Raw genomic sequence first — 26,546 nt, 5'->3', positions numbered from 1 at the left:
ACAGAACCCTAAAAATGCTATTTCTCAATATCTTCAGTGGAAATTGTTGCGCCAAGTGCACGAAGTTGCTTAAAGCGTTCTCGTGCGGCTTGCTTAGCGCTGGCTTCAACAGGCACAAAATCGATTACCTGGTCAAAGCGACGAATAAAGTCAGGGACGACCCGAGCCAAATTAATGAGCACGGGGCGACGAGCAGCAGGGGCATAGTGCCAATTTCCACCGGAGCGCCGCCTTTGGGGCCTTCGCCTTGTAAGTTGTGGGGCACAAACCTGTCTGCGTCAAAACACCAAAGGTGCTCATCGAATAAATGAGCGTCGTCAGTATTATCGACGTTAACAAAGATACGGTGTCCAGCTTGGTATAAGCTCGCCGCAGTTTGTGCTGCCAGATCAAAATGAGCCGGAACGCTAATCCCCGGCTCATCATTTTGTTTTAACACGTAAAAGCGCGCTTTGATAGTCATGATAATAATACCAGTTGCATGGAGTTTTGTGGTTTGCCACAGGCTCCACAGCTGCTCTATCTCAGTAATCTAGTTACTGTGATAGAGTAGACTAATAAAATTAGTATGCGCGGCTTAGTTTAAAACTAAAACTAAATATGGCGCGACTTAAATGCACATAAATAAGCCTGTATTCTGCCATATAAAGGCAATACCATCAATCAAGAAGCAAGAGAAGCAGAATAAAATATGGCAAGTGGTGGGGAGCGCTTGCGGCGGTGGTTTAACCGCTTTGTGATCTTAAGTTGTCGCGGGATATAGTCGCGGGGTAAACCCGCTGCTACGGTTTGGATTAACCTTGTGAGCTGCGACTTTATGTCGCGGGGTAAACCCGCTGCTACGGTTTGGATTAACCTTGTGTTGCTGCGACTTTATGTCGCGGGGTAAACCCGCTGCTACGGTTTGGATTAACCTTGTGAGCTGCGACTTTATGTCGCGGGGTAAACCCGCTGCTACGGTTTGGATTAACCTTGTGTTGCTGCGACTTTATGTCGCGGGATAAACCCGCTGCTACGGTTTGGATTAACCTTGTGTTGCTGCGACTTTATGTCGCGGGGTAAACCCGCTGCTACGGTTTGGATTAACCTTGTGTTGCTGCGACTTTATGTCGCGGGATAAACCCGCTGCTACGGTTTGGATTAACCTTGTGTTGCTGCGACTTTATGTCGCAGGATAAACCCGCTGCTACGGTTTGGATTAACCTTGTGTTGCTGCGACTTTATGTCGCGGGGTAAACCCGCTGCTACGGTTTGGATTAACCTTGTGTTGCTGCGACTTTATGTCGCGGGATAAACCCGCTGCTACGGTTTGGAGCAACCTTTCGTAGCAGCGACTTTATGTCGCGACTTATGCATATTTAAGTGTCGCGACTAGACTATTAGTCTTGCTGTGTATCCGTGATATTGGCACGGTTAAGTAAGTATTGCATCAGCATAGGTACTGGACGACCCGTAGCGCCTTTGTTCTTGCCGCTACGCCATGCCGTGCCTGCGATATCTAAATGTGCCCAATTGTACTTTTTAGTAAACTTAGACAAGAAACACGCGGCTGTAATTGTGCCAGCTGCGCGACCACCTAAGTTAGTAAAGTCAGCAAATGGGCTCTCAAGTTGTTCTTGATAATCATCCCAAAGCGGCAGTTGCCACGCTCTGTCGCCACTTTGTTCTGACGCTTTTAGCAAATCATGGGCGAGCGGGTTGTGGTTAGATAGTAAACCTGTCGCATGACTACCAAGCGCAACAATGCATGCCCCTGTTAATGTCGCAACATCAACAACGGTTTCTGGGTCGAATGCTTCAACGTAAGTTAGTGCATCGCACAGTACTAATCGGCCTTCTGCGTCAGTATTGAGTACTTCAACGGTTTGGCCGGACATGGTCGTTAAAATATCACCCGGGCGATAAGCATCGCCCCCAGGCATATTCTCGCAGCCAGCTAAAACGCCAATTACATTTAGTGGCAGCTGCATTTGCACGACGGCTCGCATTAAACCAAGCACGCCCGCAGCTCCACCCATGTCGTATTTCATTTCATCCATGGCTTCGCCAGGTTTGATAGAAATACCACCTGAGTCAAATGTTAAACCTTTACCAACGAACACAATTGGTGCTTGGCCTTCGTCACCACCGTTATAGTGGATAACTGACATCACCGACTCGTTGCGGCTGCCACGGCCAACGGCTAGATATGAGTGCATGCCTAGCTCTTCCATTTCTTGTTCGCCAACAAGGTTAACGGTGACGTTATCAAAGTCTTCAGCCAACTGCTGTGCTTGCTCGCCTAAATAACGAGGATTGCAGATATTTGGTGGCATATTAGCAACGTCTTTGCATAGCTTACTACCAGCAGCGATAGCAAGACCGTGTTCAATCGCGCTCTCACCGATCGTTAATTCACGACGCGTTGGTACGTTAAAGACGATTTTACGTAGTGGGCGTCTAGCCTCACTCTTTTTGCTTTTTAGTTGATTAAAGGTATACAGGCAATCTTGCGTGGTCTCGACCGCTTGGCGAACTTTCCAGTAAGTATCACGACCTTTAACATGTTGCTCAGTAAGAAAACATACCGCTTCCATAGAGCCTGTTTCATTTAACGTGTTGATGGTCTTAGAGATAATTTGTTTGTATTGTTTATCGTCAAGCTCTCTTTCCTTACCGCAACCCACTAACAAAACGCGTTCGCTTAACACATTTGGTACATGATGAAGAAGTAAAACTTGTCCTGGTTTGCCTTCAAGATCACCACGTCTGAGTAAATTTGAGATATAGCCTTCGCTTATTTTATCCAGCTGTTCACCAATTGGTGAGAGACGGCGTGGCTCGTATACACCTACAACAATACATGCACTACGCTGTTTCTCTGGACTACCACTTTTAACGCTGAATTCCATTGCGACTCCTGAGTCTTTGTCATGTCATTTTGAACTTTTTATGCCAACACACTTTCCTACATTAAAGTCATGAATATGCTTTAACCTTAGGTAGGATATTCCGGCGCATTGACATATAATAAAGTGACTAAAATAATCAGTTTACTCAATTTTTCCCACTATTCCAGTGAAACAAGACGTTTTATAGGGACGAACATTGCTTATTTTCCGCTATTTAACGGGTGAAGTGCTAAAATCTCAGGTTGCGGTTTTTCTCACCTTAATGACAATATTTTTGTCACAAAAGTTTGTACTCATTCTGAGCTCAGCGTCTGAAGGGAGTATACCAGGTAAGTTAGTACTTGCTATGCTTGCGTTAAAACTGCCACAGTTGGCCGGTTATATTTTACCGCTTAGTCTCTTTCTTGGGATCATCTTAGCCTACAGTCGCATCTACGCCGACAGTGAAATGACGGTGCTGCGCGCTTGCGGAGTTAGTGAGTGGTATGTTGTTAGAGTGACTTTAGTCTCTAGTGTGTTTTTTGCACTGCTGGCCGCTTGTGTGAGCATGTATATTGCACCTTGGGCGAGTGAAAAAGAATATCAATTAAGAGAGCAAGCCGATGCGGAATCGGGGCTTTCTACCCTCAGAGCCGGTAGATTTCAGCAAACGGGCAATGAAAAGGCGGTGGTGTTTGTCCACGGCATCAGTGAACAAGGCCGGGAATTAGACAAAGTGTTTGTCGCGCAATTACCTGAGAAGGACTCAAATCAAGCCGCTCGTTTAGTGTATGCGCAAAAAGGTGAAGTGATTGAGCTTGATAGTGGTGAGCAGCAATTACTCCTTCATGAAGGTAAACGATACGAGACTGATGGCTTTAGCCAAGCACTTAATCGCACCGAATTCGGTACATATCAAGTGCAAATTAAAGAACAAGAAATTGAACACCAGCGCCGTAAATTAGAGGCCATTCCAAGCTTGCAGTTACTTGAAATGGATACGCCAGAAGCAAAAGCGCAATTTCAGTTGCGATTATCGGTGCCTATCTCCATTTTGTTACTCACTCTACTGGCTGTGCCACTGAGTGTGGTTAACCCAAGACAAGGCAAGTTCGCTAAGCTCGTGCCAGCAATTACGCTATATTTGGGCTATTTCATCTTACTCAATGCAGGCAAGTTTCTGTTAGCTGAAGAAAAAGTGCCAACCTCAGTCGGCCTCTGGTGGATCCACTTAAGCGTGCTCTTTATTGGTATTTACTTAATTGCAAAAGGAAGACCTTTTGGTGTGTGGGTTCGCTCGGTATTTATGAAACGGGAGACGACAGTATGATGAAGACGCTAGATTGGTATTTAGGGCGTAGCATCTTACAAACCACAGGTTTCGCGCTATTAGTTTTTGTTGGGATCAATACACTTATTAAGTTTATTGAGCAACTGCGCTCGGTTGGTCGTGGTAGCTATGATTTACTCGGTGCCATGCTCTATACCATTTACAGCATGCCAAGCGATATCGTCGTATTCTTTCCTATGGCTGCGTTGATAGGTGGCCTGATTGGCCTTGGTGCACTTGCCTCAAGCAGTGAGCTTATCGTTATGCAAGCGGCGGGGTGGTCACGTTTCCAGATCATTATGTCGGTGATGAAAACCGCTGTGGTGCTTGCGCTACTGATGATGGCGCTTGGAGAGTGGGGCGCACCAAAAGCGGAGCAAACCGCAAAACGGTTAAAGAACGAAGCCATTTATGGCGGTGAAGTCTACAGTGCACAGCGTGGTGTTTGGGCTAAAGATGGCGGCAATTTTATTAACATTGGTAATGTTGAAAAAAACGGTAAGCTTAAAGATATCGCGATTTATTATTTTGATGACTCACTAACACTCGCAAAAATTGTACGCGCTCAGTCGGCGCAAAGCATGTCTAATGGCTGGCAACTGCAAGATGTGGAAGAAGTGCATATCGATCAACAGCAAATTACAACACATTATTCAAAATCAATGCTCTACGAGTCTGAATTAAGTGAGGACAGATTAGGTGTTGTGTCGATAGAACCTGATGCTCTGTCTTTTACAGGGCTATGGTCATTTCTCGCTTATCTAAAGCAAAATGAGCAAGATTCCAGTAGCTATGAACTCGCGCTGTGGCGTAAGGTGATGCAGCCGCTGACGATTGGAGTAATGCTGCTGGTGGCTTTGTCATTTATCTTCGGGCCACTGAGGACGGTGAGTATGGGGGCTCGGATAATTATGGGTGTGGTAACCGGCTTAGCTTTCCATTTGAGTAATGAAATTTTTGGCCCCATTGTGATGGTATATCAAGTTCCACCGGTGGTTGGCGCGCTAATGCCAAGTTTGTTATTTATTGGATTGGCTATCCATCTGCTGAAGAAACAAAATTAACGTTTTGAATTAAGTAAAAATATAGGCCTCATGTTGAGGCCTATATTTTTTATGGATGAGGCAAGGAAAGAAGTCGTTATCCGAGGTTTAGACAAGTTAATCTAAGCTGTTATACACCTTTTTATTTTCCTCTTTGCTCAGTACCACTACCTCAGTGCCACACAGCATATCCTGGAGCGATCTTTTCTTTTTAAAGTCTAACAACACTATCAGATTACCCAGTCCAAGTAGCGCGCATAGGCTACGAGCGATTGCTTTTGGCCAAGTTAACAGTGCTCCGTCGGGGGTTTGCACTTTTAGGCGCCATGCGCGCATGCCGATAGTTTGACCGCTCTTAGTCCAAAAATAGGCAAAAAACAGCACCGCAACCAACACTAATAACGTGGCTCTAAGTGTATATAAGATAGGATCCGCTTGGATCAGCGCCGATACGTCTTCATGATTGCCAAGCGCGAGCACGTTAAATGAAATTAAGGTATTGATGGTGAGTAAAAATAACACGGTAGTCAGCATTGCGAACGCGACGACCACTAAGCTGTCGTATATAAGTGAAGCCAAGCGACGGCTGAAATTCGCTGGAGCAAAATGTGACATAACAACTCTCATAATTACAAGGTTGCGGAGTATTTTACACATAAACTGATAAAACGTTTACTGAATTACGTTAACTGATGAATTAGTAACGCCTTGTCTTTGCAGTTTTGGCAGGAATAAAGTTTACTTTAGGGCAATATTTATCTGCTTGTGCGCAAATAACAAGCAGTTAACGCCGTATTGCAAAAAAATTACTTGCCGTTCTTAATCGCCTTTGTATAATGCAAAGCATAGAGACGAAGGCAAATAAAAAAAGCCTGAGCTCAAAGTGGTTTTTCTTTATTTTCTCTTGTTTTAGAAGATGAAAGAAAAATTATGCCAGTGTGATGGAATTGGTAGACATGACGGATTCAAAATCCGTTGCCTTCGGGCGTGGCGGTTCAAGTCCGCCCACTGGTACCACTTTTTATAACCCTTGCTTTTTAGCAAGGGTTTTTTTATGCCTTAAATCTATGCTTTAAAGTTACGGTATTGGACTTGGACGCCACGCAGGTGGCGCTAATACAGGTTAAGAGTCCGCCCACTAGTACCACTTTTTATAACCCTTGCTTTTTAGCAAGGGTTTTTTTATGCCTCAAATCTATGCTTTAAAATTACGGTATCGGACTTGGACGCCACGCAGGTGGCGCTAATACAGGTTAAGAGTCCGCCCACTAGTACCACTTTTTATAACCCTTGCTTTTTAGCAAGGGTTTTTTTATGCCTCAAATCTATGCTTTAAAATTACGGTATCGGACTTGGACGCCACGCAGGTGGCGCTAATACAGGTTAAGAGTCCGCCCACTAGTACCACTTTTTATAACCCTTGCTTTTTAGCAAGGGTTTTTTTATGCCTCAAATCTATGCTTTAAAGTTACGGTATTGGACTTGGACGCCACGCAGGTGGCGCTAATACAGGTTAAGAGTCCGCCCACTAGTACCACTTTTTATAACCCTTGCTTTTTAGCAAGGGTTTTTTTATGCCTCAAATCTATGCTTTAAAATTACGGTATCGGACTTGGACGCCACGCAGGTTGCGCTAATACAGGTTAAGAGTCCGCCCACTAGTACCACTTTTTATAACCCTTGCTTTTTAGCAAGGGTTTTTTTATGCCTTGAATTATCTGTAGGTCGAGATTTATCTCGACGAATTGGCTTGCTAAATAACAGCGGCTTTTTTAGGTTTAAAACATAACTAGGTACTTTATGAGCGTAATGTGAATTTTTGCACTAATTGTGCAAGGGCCGTTGCTTGTTTACGCAACTCCTCACTTGAATGAGCAGCAACTTGGGTGTCTTGCAATGAGCTACGACTAGACTCTTCAATATGTGATACATCCCGGGCCATTTCACTTGCAACTACCGACTGCTCCTCCGTCGCTGTTGCAATGGACTGGATCATAGTCGCGATTTCTGAAGCACTTTTGACAATTTCTTCAAGCTGAGTGCCTGCTTCTTCCGCCATTAAAACACTCTGCTCAACTTGATTCACGCTGCTTTGCATTGAAGTGACCGCATGCTCTGTTTGTAATTGGATTGATTGTACTGTTGATACAACTTCTTCTGTGGCTTTTGAAGTGCGTTCGGCTAACGTTCTTACTTCGTCGGCCACAACGGCAAACCCTCGGCCTTGTTCGCCAGCTCTTGCTGCCTCAATCGCAGCGTTAAGCGCGAGTAAATTGGTTTGTTCAGCAATACTGCCTATTACGCTAATTACATTGCCTATTTGACTACTTAGCTCGCCCAAATTGGTTACGTTGCTAGCGGTACTTTGCACATCTTTTGAAGCAGCACGGATTTTTTCTATAGTTTCGCCTACTGACTTACCACCTTGACTTGCTAGAGCTCTTGCCTGATCAGCATGGCCTGCTGCGACTTGACTCTGTGCTGCAACTTCGGAAACGGTCGCGCTCATTTCTTCTATCGCCGTCGCAACTTGGGTTGATTGATCTGAAGAGGATTGGCTACGTACGGCAATTTGGTTATTTGTAGCGGCGATATTACTGCTTGATGTACGCACTTCTCCAACGACCTTACTGATCTCTTTGAGCAGATTATTCAATGAAACAGCCATTTTATTTGTTGACGAGGCAAGACTATCTATTTCATCTTTGCCTTGATGGACGATATCGGGCTGAGAAATATCGCCATTGCTCACGCGCTCTGCAATTTCAAGTACTTGACTCAGGCGATTTATAATGGACTTATTCATTGAGTAAGCCACAATCGCCCCTAATATTGCTGCAACGATACAAATGATAATTATCACTAAGAGCGTTGAGTTGAGGCCATTAACTAAATTATCGAGAGACTGGGTTGCGTCCGCTCTTTCTTCGTTGGCAGATACTGTTAATATTTTATTTAGTGCTTGAAGATAAGTGTCATCTGCAGATTTTAGAGCTCGGTTGCTATCTTCTAGACTTATATTTTGAACATTGAACAACTCAGTCTGGATGCGCTTTTGATATTGAGATATCAAGTTCAGTATTTCAGCCATCTTTTCACGGTCCGAAGCTTTACTTGATTCGTAGATATAAAGCGTTTTATGTGTTTCTTTGAATTCTTCAAATAGGTTCTCGAATAGCTGTTTTTTGCTTTTATCACCATTTGCATATTCGAGCGCAGAGGCCTCTAATTTATGACCAATATCTAATAGCTGGTTGTAGTAAATCATGCCTGGAAGATCATCATTTTTGATCTCGAAAGCTCGTGCGGTTTCTGATGAGATTTTGAACCATACTAGGATGCTCGAGAATGTCATCAGTAGTATTAGCGTACCAAAGGCAAGGTAGAGTTTTTTACTTAATTTCATTGTTACCACCTGAATATCAAATTTTATTAAATCATATCCTTGATACGTATTTTACGGGTTGACTACTAATGTTACATATTAGCAGGTCCTCCAAGCGACGGTGTGTCAGCCGCCATGCATATTTTTTATGAACGATACTGATTTTCAATGTAAACACCAATTTATTGGTGGGTCGTCATAAGACAAACACTCTAACTAGATTGAGTATGGTAATTATTGCATTTAATTAAATTTTATGTGAGCAATTTCTTGTCTGTCTTAAATGCCACCTGAGAATTCGCTAGGTATTGGTGAAACATACTCAACAAGAGAGAATAAGCGTTCATTATTAAATCTTCGAAGAGTTTTTATCTCCGCATAAAACTGGCGGTTTTCAGTAATTTGCCTATGCTTTTGTAATTAAATTAGTTTACTGTAAATTTAAGCGGCTAAATTTTATTAGGCAAGAGAGGCGATGAAGGTAACCGTAGAAAAACAAACCATAGTGCTGTTATCGCTGTTTACCATCGTATTCTGGAGTTTGACTTTCTACGCGGTAAATCTTATTTCTCATTCTATTGTGGTTCAAGAAATCAGTGAAAGGACCGAGATAGTAAGGTCTAACGTTTCGCTTGTTCGCGCAAAAATTGAAAATGCCATTTTCATGGACACTTACTTGGCTGAGAGCTTGGCTACTTTCGTTACAATCGACCCTGATTTTGCTATCGAGCACTGGTCGCATGTTGTATCAAAAGCTGTTGAAAAGTCGACGCTTATTCGCCACGTTGGTCTTGCACCTAACAATATTATCAGTCATGTCTACCCTGTCGAAGATAATCGAGCGGCTATCGGCTTTGATTTTCGAACTAACCCTGAGCAATTTCGCACCGTTGAAATAGCAAGAACCTCTCAAAAGGTATTTATTGCAGGGCCGTTACAACTAGTACAAGGTGGTGAAGCGTTAATTGCGAGGTTTCCAGTGTTTTCGGACTATCCTAGGAATGAAAACTACTGGGGAGCGATTAGTGCGGTTTTAGATTATCAAAAGCTGCTTGAATACAGCGGTATTAACGAGTTGGACAGCGCCATTATCGCTATTCGAGGCCGAGATGGGCTAGGTGAACGGGGAGATGTTTTTTATGGTACTGCCACCTTGTTTGATACACCAGATTTAGCCATACCAATCAATTTACCTTCTGGTGAATGGCAGCTTGTGGCTGACTATCAAATTGACGAGAGCACTTATGCAGAAGCAAGGCAGCAAGCACAGGTATTGGTTACTGCTGTTTCATCAATATTATTTCTCTCGTTATTAGTGCTCTACCGAGCGTATCACTTAGCACATACAGCCTCGCTGGAAGATGATTTAACTAAGTTGCCTAACCGTCGTTATGCGATTAGGCAACTCAATACTTTACTTGGTCGTTCAGAGCAACCGTCATTTGTGCTGCTTAACCTAGATCTGAATAATTTTAAGCAGGTAAACGATAAGTTTGGTCATGAAGTGGGAGATAAGCTATTACTCCATGTCTCGTTAATTTTGATGAACTCTGTGCGAGTGTACGATTTTATAGCACGTTTAGGGGGAGACGAGTTTGTTATTATTTTGCACAGAGTGTCAGAAGCCGCTTTGGTTAACTCAATCATAAAAAATATTAAGGAGCAGGTTGCCAGTCAACCCCTACAAGTTGATAGACACACCATTCAAACGACGGTGAGCGTTGGCTATGCTTTTCCAACGGTAAACCAAGATAGTGTCTCGGAGCTAATGGCGCGGGCCGATCACAATATGTATTACGATAAAAGCTTGTCGCGACGCCAGCAGCAAGAAAGCGAGGTTTTGGAGACAAATCAGGAAACTCATTAGAACTATACTAAGCTTACAGAGTATCAATTTAGATGAGAGTGTGCCGTGCAGCTAAAGCAATCAGTTTTATTTTTCAAAATCGCCGCGCTGACGTCTGCGATTGTGATTATTTTTGTCAGCTGGTTTTTGTATTACGAGGTGAGCCGAAGTGCGCGCCTTACGACACAGCTTACTCATGTACAAACAGCTCTACAGCGAACCATGGATCAAGAAGAGCATATTCTTATTAGAGCACAAAAAGACGATGTTTCTGCCATCCCCCAGTTAAAGTACAGCTACCAGGATAGCTTTAGCAACTTACTCAACTCCATGGCCAATGAAGAGGCCTTATTGCCGTTGCTATTACAGCTCGATGAACTGTCAAAAGCCTACTTTAGTAAACTGGATGAACTTATCCATTTGTATGAACAGCTCGGCTATGACGAAAATGCAGGTATTTACGGTGAGTTTAGGCGCAGTGCCCATGCTTTGCAGGATCGGATTTCTGGCAAGGCTATGCCCCAGTTGGAAATTGCCATATTGGAATTACGGCGTCGAGAAAAGGACTTTTTGTTAAGAGCTGACTTAAGTTATTTGCAGCAGCATGAACAACTAGTAATGCATATTGAGCAACTAATCAAAGACAACGTGCTTAGTGAAGAGATAAGCAACTTGCTTAAACGTTATGAAGCGGGTTTTGCAAGCTATGTCACTATTTTAAGGAAGCTAGGGTTAAACGATGGTGAAGGTGTACGTGCGGAGCTGTTCACTGAGAAGCAAAAATTAAGAAGCCAGTTTGAACTGGTATCAATCCGTACCCAAGCCGTTACGCAAGAACGTAAAGAAAGTATCATTTTATATGGTCTTATTTTAATTGTACTGATGAATATTGCTGTGCTTATCTTACTTAATTATCAAAATAGCAAAGTCACACGGCATATTCTGGCTATCAATAAAGTACTAGTCAAAGTTGCTAAGCTTGAGGATTTTAGCTTAAGGGCAAATATTGATGGCAACGATGAGATTGCACAAATCGCCCATCAACTTGATGACTTATTAGCATTTATTGAAACTTTGCTCGCGCGTTTAAGCGCAGCGCAGCAACGCTTAATCGAAGAAGCCAAAATGGCGAGCCTAGGAAATATGGTAAGTGGCTTTGCCCATGAGCTTAATACTCCGCTTGGTGTTGCGATTACCAGCCAATCGCATTTAAAAGAGCAAGTCGCCACGCTAAAATCGCAACTTGAACTTGGTAAGTTACAGCGACAAACCTTAACTACGTTAATTACGGAGGCGGAAGCTGCGCTCTATTTATTAGAAAATAACCTACATCGCACGGCTTCGCTTGTAGATGACTTCAAGCTAGTGGCTGTAAATCGAGAGTTTGAAGAAAAGAGCAGCTTCAACCTTAAGCATTTGGTTAAAAATGTCTTTGATTGCTATCAATCAGAATTAAATCAAAAAGACTATGCCATTGAGCTCGAAATCCCCGAAACCTTAGAAATGAACAGTTACCCATCCGTGTTTAGCCAAGTTGTAGGATACAGCATTAACAACTGTATCAAGCATGCCAAGATTGACGGGAAAAAGCTCAATATTGTGGTCTCTACTGTGTTAATTAATGACTATATCCATTTTTATTTTAAAGATGACGGTGCTGGTATAGATAAAGAGCTATTACCCGCTATCTTTGAGCCTTTCGTCACTTCAAAGCGTTTTTCGGGTGGTACAGGACTTGGCTTGAGTATTGTGTATAACTTAGTAACGCAGAAGCTGAAGGGCGAAATCAAAATGCAGAGCCCAGCGCATGGCGGTGCCTGCTTGCATATTATTTTAACCGGAACGGAATTTAATTTCACCGAAGAGTAAGCAACCTGAACTTCGGATAATTAATGCCTTTCTAGCAGCCAGTTTTAGCGCTAACTGCGTTGAATTCACTTCCAATAGCCAGCTATTGGAAGTGAATTCGCCTTGCCTACAGGATGTAGGTACTAGGGCGGTAGCATGACGCGGAAGCGGAGTTATCCCCAAAACTCTCTGGCTAGATAAGAGGATAGTTTAAGGTGATTAAAAAATAATGAGTTAGCTCATTTCTTATCCAAACCTCAGGTTAAGTAAGAAAAATAAGTTAAAAAGGCCAGCATGATTGATCATGCTGGCCTTCATTCGGTTCATTAATAGTAGGATTTAGCCTTTTTTGCTTGCTACCCACTCATCAACAAATGATTCAAGTACGTTTAGCGGTACCGGACCATTTTTAAGTACCACGTCGTGGAACTCACGAATATCAAACTTATCACCCAGCTCTTTCTTAGCGGCTTCGCGAAGCTCTAGGATCTTCAACATACCCACTTTGTATGCGGTTGCTTGTGAAGGCATTACAATATGTCGTTCTACCATCTTCACCGCGTCTGACTTAGCATTCGGTGTGTTATTTACGTAGTAATCAATACCTTCTTGACGTGTCCACTTCATCGCGTGGATCCCTGTATCTACCACTAAGCGGCATGCACGCCATAGCTCCATCGCTAAGCGACCAAAATCTGAATAGGGGTCTTCGTATAAACCCATTTCTTTTGGTACAAGTTCAGAATATAAGCCCCAACCTTCAATGTATGCAGTGTAGCCACCAAACTTACGGAATTTAGGCATATCTTCTAGCTCTTGAGCAATCGCGATCTGCATGTGGTGACCCGGGATACCTTCGTGATAAGCCAGCGCTTCCATTTGGTAAGTTGGCATTGCTTCCATGTCGTAAAGGTTTGCATAGTAAACGCCTGGACGTGAGCCGTCAGGAGCGGGTTGCTGGTAGAAAGCTTTACCTGCGGACTTTTCACGGAATGCTTCTACCCGTTTTACTATCATGTCTGCTTTAGGCTTAACGATAAATAGCTCGTCTAAGCGAGATTTCATATTATCGATCATCGCTTTGGCTTCTGCTAAATATTGTGCTTTACCTGCTTCCGTATTTGGTAGGTAGAACTGCTTGTCGGTTTTCATGAACTCCATAAAGGTTTTTAAATCACCTTTGAAGCCCACTTTCTCTTTGATTGCTCGCATCTCGTCATGAATGCGCGCCACTTCAGATAAACCGATTTCGTGAATTTCTTCAGCGCTTAGTGCTGTGGTTGTCGTACGTGCTAGGGCGTTATTATAAAACTTTTCGCCGTTAGGGAATTTCCATGCCCCGTCACGGTTGTCTGCTTTTTTCTCAAGTTTATGTAGGTAGCCTATCAACTTGTTATAAGCAGGCTTTACTGCCGTTGTTAGTGCGTCCGTAGCTTCTTTTACCAGCGCTGATTTCTCGTCTTCACTGATTTCAAGTGTTGCTATTTTGCGTTTGAAGTCAGCCAGTAACGTTGAATCGTCACCCGCTGCAAATGGTGCACCTTTGATGATATTTTCACTTGATTCAATGACATGAGGGAAAACAAATTTTGGTGCAATAATACCTTTATCCGCACGCGCTTTTAAGTCAACGATGAGCTGATCAAATACAGCGGGTACGCCGTTTAAACGTGAGATATACGCTTTGGCATCTTTTACGTCGGTAATTTGATGCTGGTTGATTAAAAATGCTGGCACCATTGAGTGTGTACCATACATCTGATTGACCGGATAAGAATGGTAGCGCCATTTAAAGTCAGCAATGGTGTTTTCAAGACCTTGCTTGAATAAGTCGTAGCTCACTTGCGTATTGGCATCTAGCTTACTTCGATCAATTGCATCAAGCGCGGCTAAGTCTTGTTTCGTCAATTCAAGATCTTCAAGTTGGCGCGCTTCACTGCCGTCATCCCACTTGTCGTAGTCTTGTTTGATACCCATATAAGTTTGGTAAACTGGGCTGCGCATTACGCCACGGGTAAACGACGCTTCAAAAAGAGCATTCGCCTTTTCTACTTCACTTTTTACAACTTGTTGTTCAGCTTTTGGAGCAGGTGCTGGAGAGTGTGTGGTTTGTTGACAGCCAGCAATAAGCGCGACGCTTACCGCTGCTGCTAAAATGGTTAATTTACGCATTTTATACCCTTTTATTATATGCTGCCGAATGGCGGTTTTAATGCGGGTTGCAGTGAATATCACCCGCATAATTTCTATATTAAACAAATAACTCTAGCAGATCGTTGAGATACCTGTGGCCTTTATTTGTAACTAGCCATGAATCGCTGGTTTCCTCAAGCAAGCCTTTATTTACGGCCTCGTCAATTTGCGTGGCAATAGTGCTAAGTTCAAGACCAGTGAAGTCAACAAACTGTTGTTTTGATGCAGCAGTCTTTAAACGGAACACATTCATAAAAAACTCAAATGGCCTGTCGTCACTTTCAACATGCCATTGCTCGTACAAATAGGGTTTACTCAGATCCATATAACCGCGAGGGTGTTTTACCTTTACGGTTCTTAAGATCTGTTGCTGCTCAGGCAAAGTGATTTTGCCATGTGCACCACAGCCAATCCCGAGATAATCGCCAAATTGCCAATAATTTAAGTTATGTCGACATTGAAATCCCGCTTTGGCATAGCCCGAGATCTCATATTGCTGGTAGCCGTGCTCTGCAAGTAGTGCCTGACCTTGTTCTTGGATGTCCCAGAGTGTTTCATCCTCTGGCAAAACCGGAGGTTTAGAGGCAAACTGCGTATTTGGTTCAATGGTTAATTGATACCAAGAAAGGTGTGGCGGTGCCATCGCAATGGCTTTTTCTAAATCACTTAAGGCATCGCTAACAGATTGATTGGGAAGGCCATGCATCAAATCAAGATTAAAGCTGTTTAATCCTGCTTGATGGGCTTCTTGAGCGGCGTTTAGCGCTTCTTGCTCGCCATGAATACGACCAAGTTGAGTGAGTTTTTCCTGTTGCAGGCTTTGCACACCTATCGAAATACGATTGATGCCAGCTGCGACATAATGCTTAAAACGATCTGTCTCAACTGTGCCAGGGTTTGCTTCTAAAGTGACCTCAATGTCATCCTCAAAACCAATTAGCGCTTCAATTTCACTGAGTAAATAGCGGTACGCTTCGCCTGAAAGCAGGCTAGGGGTGCCACCGCCAATAAAAATACTACTGAGTTTACGGCCCTGAACATAGTGTAGATCGGCTTTGATATCGTGGAGTAAATGTTGGATATATTCCGTTTCCGGAATATCGCCCTTTTTACCATGGCTGTTGAAATCACAGTAAGGACACTTTTGCACGCACCAAGGTACGTGCACATAAAGACTTAATGGAGGTAGTTTCACGCGAGGCCTTGAAAGTGACTGACGAGTTGTTTAAGTGCCTGTCCTCTATGGCTGATTGCGTTTTTTTCTTCCTTGGTTAGCTCTGCTGATGTGCAGTCTAAACCTTGTACCTTAAAGATTGGGTCGTAACCAAAACCTTCTCTGCCTTGTTGCGTTGTGGTGATTTCACCTTCCCAACTTGCCTGACAAATAATCGGTGTTGGGTCGTCAGCGTGGCGCATATAAACTAACACACACCAAAAACGGGCGTTACGCTCAGTTTGTTCACCAAGCGCTGCGAGTAAGTGATCAATATTTTTTTGATCGTCGGCGTTAGCGCCAGCATAACGCGCTGAATACACCCCAGGTGCGCCATTTAAAGCATCCACTTCAAGGCCGGAGTCATCGGCAATGGCAGGCAAACCAGAGATCTTAGCGGCGTGACGTGCCTTGATAATGGCATTTTCCACAAAGGTCGTGCCGGTTTCTGCAACCTCTGGCACGTTGAAATCACTTTGCGGTAATATCTCAATGTCATACTGGTCTAGCATCGCGCTAAGCTCTTTGACTTTACCTTGGTTGCCTGTGGCAAGTACCACCTTATTTGCCATATGTTTCTCTACTCTACATAAAACTTTTGTGAGAACGTGAGTTTGCGGCTTTGCTTACCTTCACTGATCTCAATGTCGAAACGAAAAATATCTTCATCGTCGTAATCTAATTGGGCAAGATAGTATATTGCCTCACCTTCTACGACTTCTTTAAATTCTAGTTGTACGGTTTTACCAAGTAAGTTTTTGGCGCTACCTACAACACGTGCCTTAACCGCGGGTTTTCCTGGCTTGTCGGCTAATACTGAGATATTCACAATCGCTTTATTACCACTACGAATTAAGCCATGCGCTTTTGCAATTGTGGGCTGAACAAAGGTGGACGGGAAGGCGATGTAATGCACTTCCCAAGGACCTAAGTCTTTAAATTGGCCGCCTTGTTCATCTTGAGCGAATGCGCCAGGTGCTAGTAACATCATTAACGCAATAATAAATGCTTTCATTGGGGGCTCCTATCTCAGTAAATCCATCATTAGGATCTGCAAAAATTGCATGCCGATAATTAGCACTAAAATAGATAAGTCCAGTCCGCCCAGAGGTGGGATCACTTTACGGATAGGTCTTAGCATCGGCTCTGTTAATTGCTCGAACACTGCGGCAACGGGATTATATCCTTGCGCTACCCAGCTTAAAATTGCGCGAATGATGAGGATCCAAAACACCAGACTAAATGCTTCTTTTACCACCGTAATAGCGCCACCAATCAGCGCACCTAACGCGTCAAAGTAACCACCGAATAACGTCATCAGCGTCGCCATTTTGGCAAAACCAATAATGAATGCCAGCACCAAAGAGGCAAGATCTAAACCGCCCACACCTGGAATGATTTTTCTCAGTGGAGTCACGGCAAAAGAGGTCGCTTTAACAACCGCTTGGCTTAGCGGGTTATAAAAATCCGCTTTGACAAGCTGCAACCAGAATCGTAGTAATACGACCATTAAAAATAGATCAAATACGATCCCGACTAAAAATTGCATGGCATTCATTGGTCACCTTTAGATTTCTTTTTCCATTGCTTCAGCGCGCGCGATACATGCATCCATCGCGTCCGCTACGGTTTTTGGTAATTGCTGTGCTTTTAAATGCTCAACGGCTGCGTGGGTTGTGCCACCTTTAGAAGTGACGTTAGCACGTAGCTGAGCAATGCTAATTTCTGGTTGCGATAATGCCATTTCAGCCGCGCCTAGCGCAGTTTGTTGCACAAGCTTTCTGGCTTCCTCAGTACTAAAGCCTAGGGCTTTAGCTTTTTCTTCAATGGCTTCCATAAATAAGAAGAAATACGCTGGAGACGAACCGGTTACCGCAATAACGTCGTTGATTTTCGACTCTTCATCAAGCCACAGGGCAATACCCGTGGATGAAAATACTTGCTCAACATAGCTTTTTTCTTCATCGCTGATATCGACGCCATACAGGCCGGACACACCGCGTCCGAGCAGCGATGGCGTGTTAGGCATACAGCGCACCATTTTTACCGGTTGGCCGAGCATTTCTCTCAGTCGTGCAACGGTAATACCTGCGGCGACAGAGATAAACAGTTTGTTGCTAATATCAATATCTGCATCTTGAAAGGTCTGACACAGCTCGGCCATCATCTGTGGTTTTACAGACAAGACGATGACGTCGGCAGCGGCGACTGCTTCTAGATTATCTTGTGTTGTTCTTACCGATAATTGCTCTGCGACTTTGGCAAGTTTCTCTGCATTGCGGTTGGTGGCAATAATTGACTGCGCGTCAAAGCCACTTTTGATCATGCCACCGATAATGGCATAGCTCATATTTCCCGTTCCAATAAATGCAATTGTCTTATTTGACATTGTGTTATTCACCTCACTGTCGTTTGCCAAAAATATCAGTACCAATGCGAACCATAGTGGAACCTGCTGCAATTGCAGTTTCTAAGTCGCCACTCATTCCCATCGATAAGGTATCTAGCTGTTGATATTGGTCCTTTAGTCTATCAAAGCAAGCGCGCATTTGCTGGAAATATTGTAATTGCTTTTGGTTATCATCGGTTTGCTCTGTGATAGTCATCAAGCCACGAAGCTCTAATTGACGGCAGTCATTAATAAACTGGGCGAGCGTATCAACTTCATCTGGGTGACAACCAGATTTGTTTTCATCCCCGCTAATATTTACCTGCAACAGCACCTTGAGCGGCTTTAAGTTCTTTGGTCTTTGCTCATTTAGCCTGCGTGCGATTTTCTCTCGATCCACGCTTTGTACCCAGTGGAAATTCTCTGCGACTAATCTTGATTTGTTGGACTGGATTGGACCAATAAAGTGCCATTCAAGCGCTTTGTTTTGTTTGAAATAAGCAACTTTATCAACTGCCTCTTGTACGTAAGATTCACCGAATTGGGTTTGACCTGCCGTAATCGCAGCCTCAATATCGGCGATAGGTTTGGTTTTAGAAACCGCAAGTAATTGTACTGTTTCTTTGAATTGACAGTTTTGCTTGGCTTTTTCTATCCTGCCGTAGGCGTTATCTAAGCGTTCTGCTATTGTAACCATATAGTACTTGTGCTCATTATGGAGTTATAAATGGATATTACAGAATTATTGGCTTTTAGTGTTCAACACAAAGCATCTGACTTACACCTTTCTTCAGGAGTTTCCCCCATGATCCGAGTTGACGGGGACGTACGTCGGGTGAATATCCCGTCGTTAGAAGCAAAAGACGTCAGCAGCCTCATCTACGATATTATGAATGATAATCAACGTCGTGACTATGAGCAAAACCTTGAGGTGGATTTCTCGTTCGAAGTGCCAAATTTGGCGCGTTTCCGTGTTAACGCCTTTAATTCAAATCGTGGTCCTGCTGCGGTGTTCCGTACTATTCCAAATCAAGTACTGAGCTTAGACGATTTAGGTGCGCCTGATATTTTTACCAAAATTTCTGACAACCCACGCGGTTTAGTATTGGTAACTGGCCCAACGGGTTCTGGTAAATCAACTACACTAGCTGCGATGGTGGATTATATTAATAACAACAAACATCACCATATTCTGACCATCGAAGACCCGATTGAATTTGTTCACGACAACAAGCAAAGCCTTATTAACCAACGTGAAGTACATAGAGATACACACAGCTTTAACGCGGCACTGAGAAGTGCACTCCGTGAAGACCCAGACGTTATTTTAGTCGGTGAATTACGTGATCTTGAGACCATTCGCTTGGCGCTAACTGCCGCGGAAACAGGTCACTTAGTATTTGGTACTTTGCATACTACCTCAGCACCTAAAACCATCGACCGTATTGTGGACGTGTTCCCAGGTGAAGAAAAAGACATGGTGCGTTCTATGCTGTCAGAGTCGCTACAAGCGGTTATTTCACAAACGTTGGTGAAAAAAGTAGGCGGCGGGCGAATAGCAGCGCATGAAATCATGCTCGGGATCCCTGCTATTCGTAACCTTATTCGTGAAGACAAGATTGCACAGATGTATTCGGCAATTCAAACCGGTGCAATGCACGGTATGCAAACCATGGATCAATGCCTCACAAACCTATTAAACCGTGGTTTGATCACACAGCAAGATGCGCGTGCGAAAGCCCATGACAAAAACCAGTTCAATAGCGGCTATTAAGTGGTGATGTAGTGATGAATATAGAACCGTTTTTGCAATCGATGGCCAATCAGCAAGCATCCGACTTATTCGTTTCGGCTGGGCTTGCGGTGAGCGCTAAAATTGATGGTGAGCTTAGAGCGCTAAGTGAAGAAAGCTTAGATGCCGAGCAATCACTTAATCTTGTCACGTCGATTATGAGCGACAAGCAAAAGCAAGAATTCTTTGATACTAAAGAGTGTAACTTTGCGATTGCTAACGATATTGGTCGTTTTCGTGTTTCAGCATTTTGGCAACGGGATTGTGCGGGCATGGTTATCCGCCGTATCGTTACCGCTATTCCTGACGTCAATGAGTTGGGGTTACCGTCGGTACTCACCGATGTGATCATGTTTAAACGTGGCTTGGTGTTATTTGTGGGTGGCACAGGCACGGGGAAATCAACCTCACTTGCGGCACTGCTTGGCTATCGCAATCGTAACCAACGTGGCCACATTTTGACGATTGAAGACCCTATTGAGTTTGTGCATCAACACCAAAAAAGCATCATTACCCAGCGTGAAGTAGGCATTGATACTGAGAGTTTCGAATCTGCTTTAAAAAGCTCATTACGCCAAGCGCCAGATGTCATTCTGATAGGTGAGATCCGTTCACAAGAAACTATGGAGTATGCATTGAGTTTTGCCGAAACAGGGCATTTATGTGTAGCTACCTTACACGCTAATAATGCCAATCAGGCTATCGACCGTATCATGCACTTAGTCCCGAAAGAAAAACACGATAAACTGAAGTACGATTTGGCGCTGAACCTACGGGCTATTGTCGCGCAACAGCTCGTGCCTTCCTCAAAAGGCGAAGGGCGAGAAGCGGCCATTGAAGTACTACTCAACTCCCCACTTGTTGCCGAGCTGATTAAAAAAGGCGATATTGGTTCAATTAAAGAGGCAATGGCAAAATCGAAAGACATGGGCATGCAAACCTTTGATCAAGCGTTGTTTGAGCTTTATAAACAGCAGCGGATCAATTATGCCGATGCATTACATCATGCTGACTCGCCAAACGATCTGCGCCTGATGATCAAGTTACAAAACAATGAACAAAAAGGTGCAGGTTTCTTACAAGGGGTGACGGTAGATGGGTTGGATTCGAAAAACTAAACGCAGCCATCTATTCTTCGCTTTTGTGCTGAGCTTTGCTGGTGTACTGAATGCCAGCGAAGCACTTAATGTTTTTATTAGAGATGATGTCCTCGCTGACTATCAACGTTTTGTTGGTGAACGCGACGTCACAAAAATCACCGACTTTAGTGGTCAGTATTTGCGTCGCGATGTTGTCGATATGGTGATAGCACAGCAAGCCTTGCAAAAAGGTGGCTTCGATAAAACGTTTATCTTTACTCCTGGTTTTGTCAGTTTTCGTGAATCCAATTTGCTTGAAAAAGGAGAACAACTACTTCACTTTGATAGTTATTGGAAAGCAGACCTTGAAAATAAAGGTCGGCTGCTTTTTATCAGTGAGCCTGTTATTCAAAAAGGTCAGTATTTTGCTGGTATTTATCACGGGATAGATAATCAAAAAGTAATACAGCTAAAAGGGGAGCAAGGGCTCACCCAGCTAACTTCGGTATCCAACCCTAAGTGGCAGACCGATTGGCAAACCTTGGAGTCACTTCCGCTTAAACAGCTTCATGCTGAACCCGATTGGATGTCACAAGCGCGTATGGTGAGCAAAGGTTGGGTCGACTTTATGTTGATGCCGCTTATGCCGAAGCTAGATAATCGTTTTGTTTTGGAAGATGTTGAGCTCATTGCTAATGAACATCTAGTCGTACTGTTAAACGACAGCAGGCACTTTGCGGTGTCTCGGCTTCATCCAGAAGGTGAACGAGCGTTTGCTGCATTACAAAAAGGCCTTGCAATACTTCGTGAACAAGGCCGGATCACTAGCGCATATCAGCAAGCAGGGTTAATACCTGATTTGGATAAGTACCAAGTTGTGAACCCATTACACGAGCTTCATTAGCCATTTATACAGCTTACTCGCGGCTAGAGCCGCTTTGCTCCTTGACCCAATCGACGATAGTTTCGATTGCACTGGGAGCAAAGTGGTTTTTTTTAATCGAGAAAATTGCATCAAGTGGCAGTTCTGGTTTCATTAAACTGTGTGCAGCATCGGCGATAGTGATTTGTTCTAGCTCGGCGTTTATTTGGCTTGAGTTTGCAAAAGCGCGTGCAAACTCTGATTGACTATGTTCTATGTCGACATGAAAATCGCTGTCGCCATAAATTGCTAGCATTGGTAAGTTTAGTCGAGTAAAACCTTCAAATACATCTGCCTCAATATTTTTTCTGACGAAATTATAGCGTGCTTCATCTTCAATAGGCTTTGGCATAAAAGGGTCTTGGTGCAATGCTGCGGAAATGTATTGGTCGTATCCTGCTTTGATAAGTTGCATCTCTTTAATGCTCAGCTGCTCGATGCGTGCTATCGCCGCTTCATCATTTGCACTGATCTTTTCTTCCTCTATCAATCGTACCCACATACTGTATTGGCTCTGAGCCAGCCAGTTTGCAGCGCCTCCAACCAGTACCATAAATTCGATATTTTCCTCGTCGTACAAGTTCGAAAATACCCAACTTGCTTGACTAAAGCCAAGCACGGCTATTTTATTTTGCTGATAGCCTGTGTTACGCAGATATCGAATTGCATCTTTTACTTCGGTAGCTCTATCATCCATAGATTGTGATAACCAGTTACCTTGTGAGTTACCTACTCCTGGTTTGTCCCACGAGAAAGTAGCAATATTTGCACTTACCAAAGATTGTATTATGGGCAAATAGTAGCCTTTTGCCGTAGTGTCCATTGCTCCATCACCATGAACAAGAATAACGATAGTATCTGTTTCTGCGAGGCTTTTAGGAGTATAGAGTCGCCCTTCAAGCTGGTGCTCGAAGGAATCGAAGGTATGCGTTGTATATTGAAGCTTGCCTTGTTCTGACTGATTGTTACAGGCAGATAATATACAAGCTAAAAAACAAGAGAATATTGTTACTAAGAGTTTGTGCTGTACTACCATGAGTTTTTCCTTAACCGGATGAGTCAGCAAACTATATGAGAATTTCATGTTAGAAACTGTGAGTAGTCGTCAAATTATTAGATTGATATTGTTTGAGGTGGTTAAAGTATGAACAGTTTTATTAAATTTCAATTTGGCGAATTTTTCTGTTAGCTGCACCTTTAATATCAATTATATGATTGATATTAAAGGTCAATAGAATGAAAGGTTAGGCTAGCTATTCCCACATCGCTTCAAAGTAGCTTTCGAGAATGATACAAGCAGACATGCCATCTACCTTACCTTTTGCAAGGTTTTTATAGCCACCTTGTTCAAATAAGCGTGCTTTGGCATCTGCTGTCGTCAAGCGCTCATCTTGTGTTTCTACCGGCAAACGAAAGTGGTTATGCAGGCGATTGGCAAATTTCTTTGCTCTGAATGTTAAATCTTGATTGGTACCATCCATATTAAGTGGTAAACCAACCACCAATAAGTCAGGCTGCCACTCGTTAATAAACACGGCAATGTCATCCCAATTTGGAATGCCATCGTTTGCCTTAACAGCACCTAAGCTTGATGCGGTAGCGGTGATTTCTTGGCCGATAGCCAAGCCGATACTTTTAGTGCCAAAGTCAAACCCAATAACGCTGCGTTTGCCTTTGGCTACTTTTTCTTTTTTGTTTTCCATGAATACTTCGTTTGTTAGCGTAAGCTTGTGAATAGGGATAGTTACGCATGACCCGCTTGCGAGCTTAATTGTGCGACGTCGATACCAAGCATTTGCACTGCTTTTTCCCAACGTTTTTCGGGTGGCGTATTAAATATGATTTCGGGATCTGCCTCAACGACTAACCAAGTGTTTTCTTTCAGTTCTTTCTCTAGTTGACCACTGACCCATCCGGCGTAGCCCAAAGTGATGATAAACCCCTCAGGAGAGTGTGATGACGTTAAAGATGCCAAGACATCTTTTGATGTGGTAATCATAATTTCAGAGCTAAGCTCTTGGCTTGAGGCGTAACCAAACTTTGGCGTATGTAATACAAAGCCTCTATCGGTGTGAACAGGCCCACCGGCGTAGATATTCACCTTAGCCGCTTGGCTAGATTTGTCGTTATGGATATCAATTTGATCAAGCAATTCGCCCACGGTGATATCGATAGGCTGATTTACCACCAGTCCCATCGCGCCATCTTCGCTGTGTTCACAAAGATAGGTTACCGTATGATTGAAAAAAGGGTCATCCATGCTGGGCATTGCCACTAAAAAGTGATTAGCGAGTGATTTCATAACCAGACCCCCTTAATGATTAGCTTTTAGTATGGTCGAGTTTTCGCTCGATCGCATCATAAAACTTATCCATAATTGAAATGTCATACGCTGCTTCAATTTCTTTCACGCAGGTTGGTGCGGTGACATTGATTTCGGTGAGCTTATCGCCAATGATATCTAGGCCAACGAATATCAGGCCCTTTGCTTTTAACGTTGGGGCAATAGCTTCGGCGACTTTACGGTCCGACTCGCTAATTGGTCTTGCTTCACCACGGCCGCCCGCCGCGAGATTACCACGAGTTTCACCGCCTTGTGGAATGCGAGCTAAGCAGTACGGCATCACTTCACCGTCTACCACTAATACGCGCTTATCACCGTCTTTAATTGCTGGGATATAGTTTTGCGCCATAGCATAGCGAGAACCATGCTCAGTAAGCGTTTCGCAGATCACCCCAATATTTGCATCATTTTGTTTCACTCTAAAGATAGACGCGCCACCCATTCCATCTAGAGGCTTGAGAATGATATCGCCATGTTTAGCTAAAAACTCGCGAATTTGTGATTGATTACGTGTAACCAAAGTATCTGGAGTATGTTCGCTAAACCACGCAGTAAAGAGCTTTTCATTGGCGTCACGCAGGCTTTGTGGTTTATTTACCACAAGCGACCCTGCAAGCTCAGCGCGCTCGAGAATATAAGTGGCGTAAATATATTCAGTGTCAAAAGGCGGGTCTTTACGCATTAAAATAACGTCAAGGTCGCCTAAGTTGATTTCTTGTTTCTCAGCCAGTTCATACCAATGGGAGGTATCGTCAAACACTTGCGTTTTTGCCGCGGTCGCTTTGGCAACGCCTTGGTACAAGAACAGGTCATTCATTTCCATGTAATACAATTCATAGCCGCGCTGCTGTGCCGCCAGCATCATGGCAAACCCGGTGTCTTTTTTAATGTTAAAGCCACTGATTGGATCGGAAATGATCCCTAATTTAATCGTCATAAACGCTCCCATTGCGCTTGCTGAGTTTACCCATGATATGGGGGTTGCTCTGTGTATTTAAAGTGCTAAATCGCCGAATTGCAGCTGTAGTGCGCTCAGTACCGTTAGAGCTGCGGTTTCTGTACGAAGTACACGCGGGCCTAAACGGACATCAATAAATTGCTGTTGAGCGGTGGCGTCGAGTTCCTCGTCGGTAAAACCGCCTTCAGGTCCCACTAAAAAGCGGATCCCAGACTGGGTATACGGCAGTGTTTTTATTGAATGTTCGGCGCGAGGATGGAGCGTAATTTTTAACTCGTCGCTTTGCTGTGCAAGCCATTCAGACAACTCCATCGGCGGGTGAATAACAGTGATGGTATTGCGTCCGGATTGCTCGGCCGCAGCAATTGCTATCTTTTGCCATTGCTGGTGTTTTTTTGCTAGACGCTCACCACTTAATTTAACACCGCAGCGTGCCGTAAACAAAGGGGTAATTTCGCTCACCCCCAGCTCTACCGACTTTTGAATAGTGAAGTCCATTTTATCGCCGCGAGAAATCCCTTGCCCAAGGTGTATGGCGAGTGGAGATTCTACATTTTTATCTTCGAATGATTCAGGTACAGCAACGACTTTCTTTTTCCCAACTTCACTTAATTGACACAGGTACTCGCCGCCCTGTCCATTGAACAGGCTGACTTTATCTTTTGTCGTCATTCTAAGCACTCGGCCTATGTGTCCTGCGGCGTCATCATCCAAAGTAACTGGCACACCAATGGCCAAAGGCGAGTTTTGATAAATATGTGGAATACGCATAATTAGATTATTCAGTTGCTGTTTTGTGGCAATGGTAAGCGCTCGCGCACGGTTAGTCTATATTATCCCACCACTTTAGTTTTACCACATAGTAACCCGGTGAACTGAGCGAGCATTAGGTCAGGGTCGGGCAAGCTGGCGATATCCGGATGACAAGACAAATGATTGATTAATGCTTGTGAGTGCAGTTTAGTAATCTGAAACCCTTGCGGGGTTTGTTCGATTAAAAACCGGTGTGGGTGAAGAGAATCAAAAATGAAGCGCTGCTCCTCTGTGGCTAAATGATAGTCCAGAGAATAAAGCAGCACTGCATGAATGTTATGATGACGATGCAAATAATTGGCAAGTTCAGAAACGCTGATTTCATTGTCAAAGTCGCAATAACAATAGTCCTTTATTTGCTCTTTAAACATCATTTTGAGCATGTGCTTGGTGTTGTCACCCGCGATAATAATATCACTAGCTTGGCTAGAGCGCACGTTTTGCATATGCTCGACAAGTTCTTGGCTAAAATCCCAATTGCTATCTACCAGTAAAAATCCATCAACTAAAGCATTCATGCA

At 43.7% G+C, this 26,546-nt stretch carries 23 protein-coding genes, 1 tRNA gene and 1 pseudogene; 8 read left to right on the top strand and 17 right to left on the bottom strand.

Features of this window, described 5'->3' with window-relative positions; all coding sequences use genetic code 11:
- Positions 1–17: 17 nt before the first annotated feature.
- Both B1L02_RS13950 and pepA read right to left on the bottom strand, forming a co-directional pair.
- Positions 18–463, bottom strand: a pseudogene (locus tag B1L02_RS13950) (DNA polymerase III subunit chi).
- A 916-nt stretch (positions 464–1,379) separates the two neighbouring features.
- The gene (pepA, locus tag B1L02_RS13945; protein WP_088531504.1) at positions 1,380–2,891 is read right to left on the bottom strand and encodes a leucyl aminopeptidase; all 1,512 of its coding nucleotides are present in this window, start codon (positions 2,889–2,891) and stop codon (positions 1,380–1,382) included.
- Positions 2,892–3,087: 196 nt separating this feature from the next.
- On the opposite strand from pepA, the gene lptF reads away from it, so the two are divergent.
- Both lptF and lptG read left to right on the top strand, forming a co-directional pair.
- Positions 3,088–4,200, top strand: a complete 1,113-nt coding sequence (gene lptF, locus B1L02_RS13940; protein ID WP_088531503.1) for an LPS export ABC transporter permease LptF — start codon at positions 3,088–3,090, stop codon at positions 4,198–4,200.
- Complete coding sequence (gene lptG / locus B1L02_RS13935; protein WP_088531502.1) at positions 4,197–5,264, top strand: LPS export ABC transporter permease LptG; 1,068 nt, start codon at positions 4,197–4,199, stop codon at positions 5,262–5,264. The genes lptF and lptG overlap by 4 nt, the downstream gene beginning before the upstream one ends.
- A 96-nt stretch (positions 5,265–5,360) precedes the next feature.
- On the opposite strand, the gene B1L02_RS13930 is transcribed toward lptG, so the two are convergent.
- A complete protein-coding gene (locus B1L02_RS13930; protein ID WP_088531501.1) occupies positions 5,361–5,858 on the bottom strand; it encodes an RDD family protein in 498 nt (165 codons plus the stop codon).
- A gap of 317 nt (positions 5,859–6,175) precedes the next feature.
- Here B1L02_RS13930 and B1L02_RS13925 point away from each other — a divergent pair.
- Positions 6,176–6,260 (top strand) — tRNA-Leu (locus B1L02_RS13925).
- Positions 6,261–7,041: 781 nt separating this feature from the next.
- On the opposite strand, the gene B1L02_RS13920 is transcribed toward B1L02_RS13925, so the two are convergent.
- Positions 7,042–8,649 carry a methyl-accepting chemotaxis protein gene (locus B1L02_RS13920; protein ID WP_088531500.1) on the bottom strand — a complete coding sequence of 536 codons (1,608 nt, stop codon included), beginning with the start codon at positions 8,647–8,649 and terminating at the stop codon, positions 7,042–7,044.
- A 454-nt stretch (positions 8,650–9,103) separates the two neighbouring features.
- Between B1L02_RS13920 and B1L02_RS13915 the strand changes: the two genes are divergently transcribed.
- Positions 9,104–10,495: a diguanylate cyclase domain-containing protein gene (locus B1L02_RS13915; RefSeq protein ID WP_088531499.1), complete on the top strand. Its 1,392-nt coding sequence runs from the start codon at positions 9,104–9,106 to the stop codon at positions 10,493–10,495.
- Positions 10,496–10,540: 45 nt separating this feature from the next.
- Entirely contained in the window at positions 10,541–12,343 is a 1,803-nt protein-coding gene (locus B1L02_RS13910; RefSeq protein ID WP_088531498.1) for a sensor histidine kinase, read from the top strand.
- 318 nt (positions 12,344–12,661) lie between these two features.
- On the opposite strand, the gene B1L02_RS13905 is transcribed toward B1L02_RS13910, so the two are convergent.
- The 7 genes from B1L02_RS13905 to B1L02_RS13875 form a co-directional block, all read right to left on the bottom strand.
- Positions 12,662–14,494: a DUF885 domain-containing protein gene (locus B1L02_RS13905; RefSeq protein WP_088531497.1), complete on the bottom strand. Its 1,833-nt coding sequence runs from the start codon at positions 14,492–14,494 to the stop codon at positions 12,662–12,664.
- Between the two features lie 79 nt (positions 14,495–14,573).
- Positions 14,574–15,710 carry a radical SAM family heme chaperone HemW gene (gene hemW, locus B1L02_RS13900; protein WP_088531496.1) on the bottom strand — a complete coding sequence of 379 codons (1,137 nt, stop codon included), beginning with the start codon at positions 15,708–15,710 and terminating at the stop codon, positions 14,574–14,576.
- A complete protein-coding gene (locus tag B1L02_RS13895) occupies positions 15,707–16,300 on the bottom strand; it encodes an XTP/dITP diphosphatase (protein WP_088531495.1) in 594 nt (197 codons plus the stop codon). The genes hemW and B1L02_RS13895 overlap by 4 nt, the downstream gene beginning before the upstream one ends.
- A gap of 8 nt (positions 16,301–16,308) precedes the next feature.
- Positions 16,309–16,743 (bottom strand): DUF4426 domain-containing protein, encoded by a 435-nt coding sequence (locus B1L02_RS13890; RefSeq protein ID WP_088531494.1) that lies wholly within the window; start codon positions 16,741–16,743, stop codon positions 16,309–16,311.
- Between the two features lie 9 nt (positions 16,744–16,752).
- Positions 16,753–17,286 (bottom strand): YggT family protein, encoded by a 534-nt coding sequence (locus B1L02_RS13885; protein ID WP_088531493.1) that lies wholly within the window; start codon positions 17,284–17,286, stop codon positions 16,753–16,755.
- Between the two features lie 9 nt (positions 17,287–17,295).
- Positions 17,296–18,117, bottom strand: coding sequence for a pyrroline-5-carboxylate reductase (gene proC, locus B1L02_RS13880; protein WP_088531492.1), 822 nt, complete (start codon positions 18,115–18,117; stop codon positions 17,296–17,298).
- A gap of 13 nt (positions 18,118–18,130) precedes the next feature.
- The gene (locus tag B1L02_RS13875; protein ID WP_088531491.1) at positions 18,131–18,814 is read right to left on the bottom strand and encodes a YggS family pyridoxal phosphate-dependent enzyme; all 684 of its coding nucleotides are present in this window, start codon (positions 18,812–18,814) and stop codon (positions 18,131–18,133) included.
- 30 nt (positions 18,815–18,844) lie between these two features.
- Here B1L02_RS13875 and B1L02_RS13870 point away from each other — a divergent pair, with 30 nt between their 5' ends.
- Genes B1L02_RS13870 through B1L02_RS13860 form a run of 3 tightly spaced genes read left to right on the top strand, consistent with a single transcriptional unit; the run spans position 18,845 to position 21,892 of the window.
- Positions 18,845–19,891 carry a type IV pilus twitching motility protein PilT gene (locus B1L02_RS13870; protein ID WP_088531490.1) on the top strand — a complete coding sequence of 349 codons (1,047 nt, stop codon included), beginning with the start codon at positions 18,845–18,847 and terminating at the stop codon, positions 19,889–19,891.
- Between the two features lie 14 nt (positions 19,892–19,905).
- Complete coding sequence (locus tag B1L02_RS13865) at positions 19,906–21,027, top strand: PilT/PilU family type 4a pilus ATPase (RefSeq protein WP_088531489.1); 1,122 nt, start codon at positions 19,906–19,908, stop codon at positions 21,025–21,027.
- Entirely contained in the window at positions 21,005–21,892 is an 888-nt protein-coding gene (locus B1L02_RS13860) for a hypothetical protein (RefSeq protein WP_088531488.1), read from the top strand. The genes B1L02_RS13865 and B1L02_RS13860 overlap by 23 nt, the downstream gene beginning before the upstream one ends.
- Positions 21,893–21,905: 13 nt before the next feature.
- On the opposite strand, the gene B1L02_RS13855 is transcribed toward B1L02_RS13860, so the two are convergent.
- The 6 genes from B1L02_RS13855 to B1L02_RS13830 all read right to left on the bottom strand — a co-directional run bounded on the left by B1L02_RS13855 (position 21,906) and on the right by B1L02_RS13830 (position 26,543).
- Positions 21,906–22,946: an alpha/beta hydrolase gene (locus B1L02_RS13855; RefSeq protein WP_088531487.1), complete on the bottom strand. Its 1,041-nt coding sequence runs from the start codon at positions 22,944–22,946 to the stop codon at positions 21,906–21,908.
- A gap of 217 nt (positions 22,947–23,163) precedes the next feature.
- On the bottom strand, positions 23,164–23,613 hold the full coding sequence (gene ruvX, locus B1L02_RS13850; protein ID WP_088531486.1) for a Holliday junction resolvase RuvX: 450 nt from the start codon (positions 23,611–23,613) through the stop codon (positions 23,164–23,166).
- Between the two features lie 41 nt (positions 23,614–23,654).
- A complete protein-coding gene (locus tag B1L02_RS13845) occupies positions 23,655–24,212 on the bottom strand; it encodes a YqgE/AlgH family protein (RefSeq protein ID WP_088531485.1) in 558 nt (185 codons plus the stop codon).
- Between the two features lie 19 nt (positions 24,213–24,231).
- Complete coding sequence (gene gshB / locus B1L02_RS13840) at positions 24,232–25,191, bottom strand: glutathione synthase (RefSeq protein WP_088531484.1); 960 nt, start codon at positions 25,189–25,191, stop codon at positions 24,232–24,234.
- Positions 25,192–25,248: 57 nt separating this feature from the next.
- Positions 25,249–25,983, bottom strand: a complete 735-nt coding sequence (gene rsmE / locus B1L02_RS13835) for a 16S rRNA (uracil(1498)-N(3))-methyltransferase (protein ID WP_088531483.1) — start codon at positions 25,981–25,983, stop codon at positions 25,249–25,251.
- Positions 25,984–26,045: 62 nt separating this feature from the next.
- The gene (locus B1L02_RS13830) at positions 26,046–26,543 is read right to left on the bottom strand and encodes a hypothetical protein (RefSeq protein ID WP_088531482.1); all 498 of its coding nucleotides are present in this window, start codon (positions 26,541–26,543) and stop codon (positions 26,046–26,048) included.
- Positions 26,544–26,546: the final 3 nt, after the last annotated feature.

The sequence above is a fragment of the Pseudoalteromonas piscicida genome, assembly GCF_002208135.1.
Classification (GTDB): domain Bacteria; phylum Pseudomonadota; class Gammaproteobacteria; order Enterobacterales; family Alteromonadaceae; genus Pseudoalteromonas; species Pseudoalteromonas piscicida_A.
Note: the sequence above shows the minus strand (reverse complement) of the source record. Positions and strands in the feature narration are given on the sequence as shown.

Excerpts from the sequence above, each read along its gene's own strand:
- lptG (WP_088531502.1), top strand. The coding sequence starts at position 4,197 with ATGATGAAGACGCTAGATTGGTATTTAGGGCGTAGCATCTTACAAACC.
- B1L02_RS13870 (WP_088531490.1), top strand. The coding sequence starts at position 18,845 with ATGGATATTACAGAATTATTGGCTTTTAGTGTTCAACACAAAGCATCT.
- B1L02_RS13895 (WP_088531495.1), bottom strand. The coding sequence starts at position 16,300 with ATGGCAAATAAGGTGGTACTTGCCACAGGCAACCAAGGTAAAGTCAAA.
- B1L02_RS13915 (WP_088531499.1), top strand. The coding sequence starts at position 9,104 with ATGAAGGTAACCGTAGAAAAACAAACCATAGTGCTGTTATCGCTGTTT.
- B1L02_RS13920 (WP_088531500.1), bottom strand. The coding sequence starts at position 8,649 with ATGAAATTAAGTAAAAAACTCTACCTTGCCTTTGGTACGCTAATACTA.
- B1L02_RS13830 (WP_088531482.1), bottom strand. The coding sequence starts at position 26,543 with ATGAATGCTTTAGTTGATGGATTTTTACTGGTAGATAGCAATTGGGAT.
- B1L02_RS13930 (WP_088531501.1), bottom strand. The coding sequence starts at position 5,858 with ATGTCACATTTTGCTCCAGCGAATTTCAGCCGTCGCTTGGCTTCACTT.
- B1L02_RS13885 (WP_088531493.1), bottom strand. The coding sequence starts at position 17,286 with ATGAATGCCATGCAATTTTTAGTCGGGATCGTATTTGATCTATTTTTA.
- pepA (WP_088531504.1), bottom strand. The coding sequence starts at position 2,891 with ATGGAATTCAGCGTTAAAAGTGGTAGTCCAGAGAAACAGCGTAGTGCA.
- rsmE (WP_088531483.1), bottom strand. The coding sequence starts at position 25,983 with ATGCGTATTCCACATATTTATCAAAACTCGCCTTTGGCCATTGGTGTG.
- ruvX (WP_088531486.1), bottom strand. The coding sequence starts at position 23,613 with ATGGAAAACAAAAAAGAAAAAGTAGCCAAAGGCAAACGCAGCGTTATT.
- B1L02_RS13845 (WP_088531485.1), bottom strand. The coding sequence starts at position 24,212 with ATGAAATCACTCGCTAATCACTTTTTAGTGGCAATGCCCAGCATGGAT.
- B1L02_RS13890 (WP_088531494.1), bottom strand. The coding sequence starts at position 16,743 with ATGAAAGCATTTATTATTGCGTTAATGATGTTACTAGCACCTGGCGCA.
- B1L02_RS13875 (WP_088531491.1), bottom strand. The coding sequence starts at position 18,814 with ATGGTTACAATAGCAGAACGCTTAGATAACGCCTACGGCAGGATAGAA.
- B1L02_RS13860 (WP_088531488.1), top strand. The coding sequence starts at position 21,005 with ATGGGTTGGATTCGAAAAACTAAACGCAGCCATCTATTCTTCGCTTTT.
- B1L02_RS13855 (WP_088531487.1), bottom strand. The coding sequence starts at position 22,946 with ATGGTAGTACAGCACAAACTCTTAGTAACAATATTCTCTTGTTTTTTA.
- B1L02_RS13905 (WP_088531497.1), bottom strand. The coding sequence starts at position 14,494 with ATGCGTAAATTAACCATTTTAGCAGCAGCGGTAAGCGTCGCGCTTATT.
- gshB (WP_088531484.1), bottom strand. The coding sequence starts at position 25,191 with ATGACGATTAAATTAGGGATCATTTCCGATCCAATCAGTGGCTTTAAC.
- proC (WP_088531492.1), bottom strand. The coding sequence starts at position 18,117 with ATGTCAAATAAGACAATTGCATTTATTGGAACGGGAAATATGAGCTAT.
- B1L02_RS13865 (WP_088531489.1), top strand. The coding sequence starts at position 19,906 with ATGAATATAGAACCGTTTTTGCAATCGATGGCCAATCAGCAAGCATCC.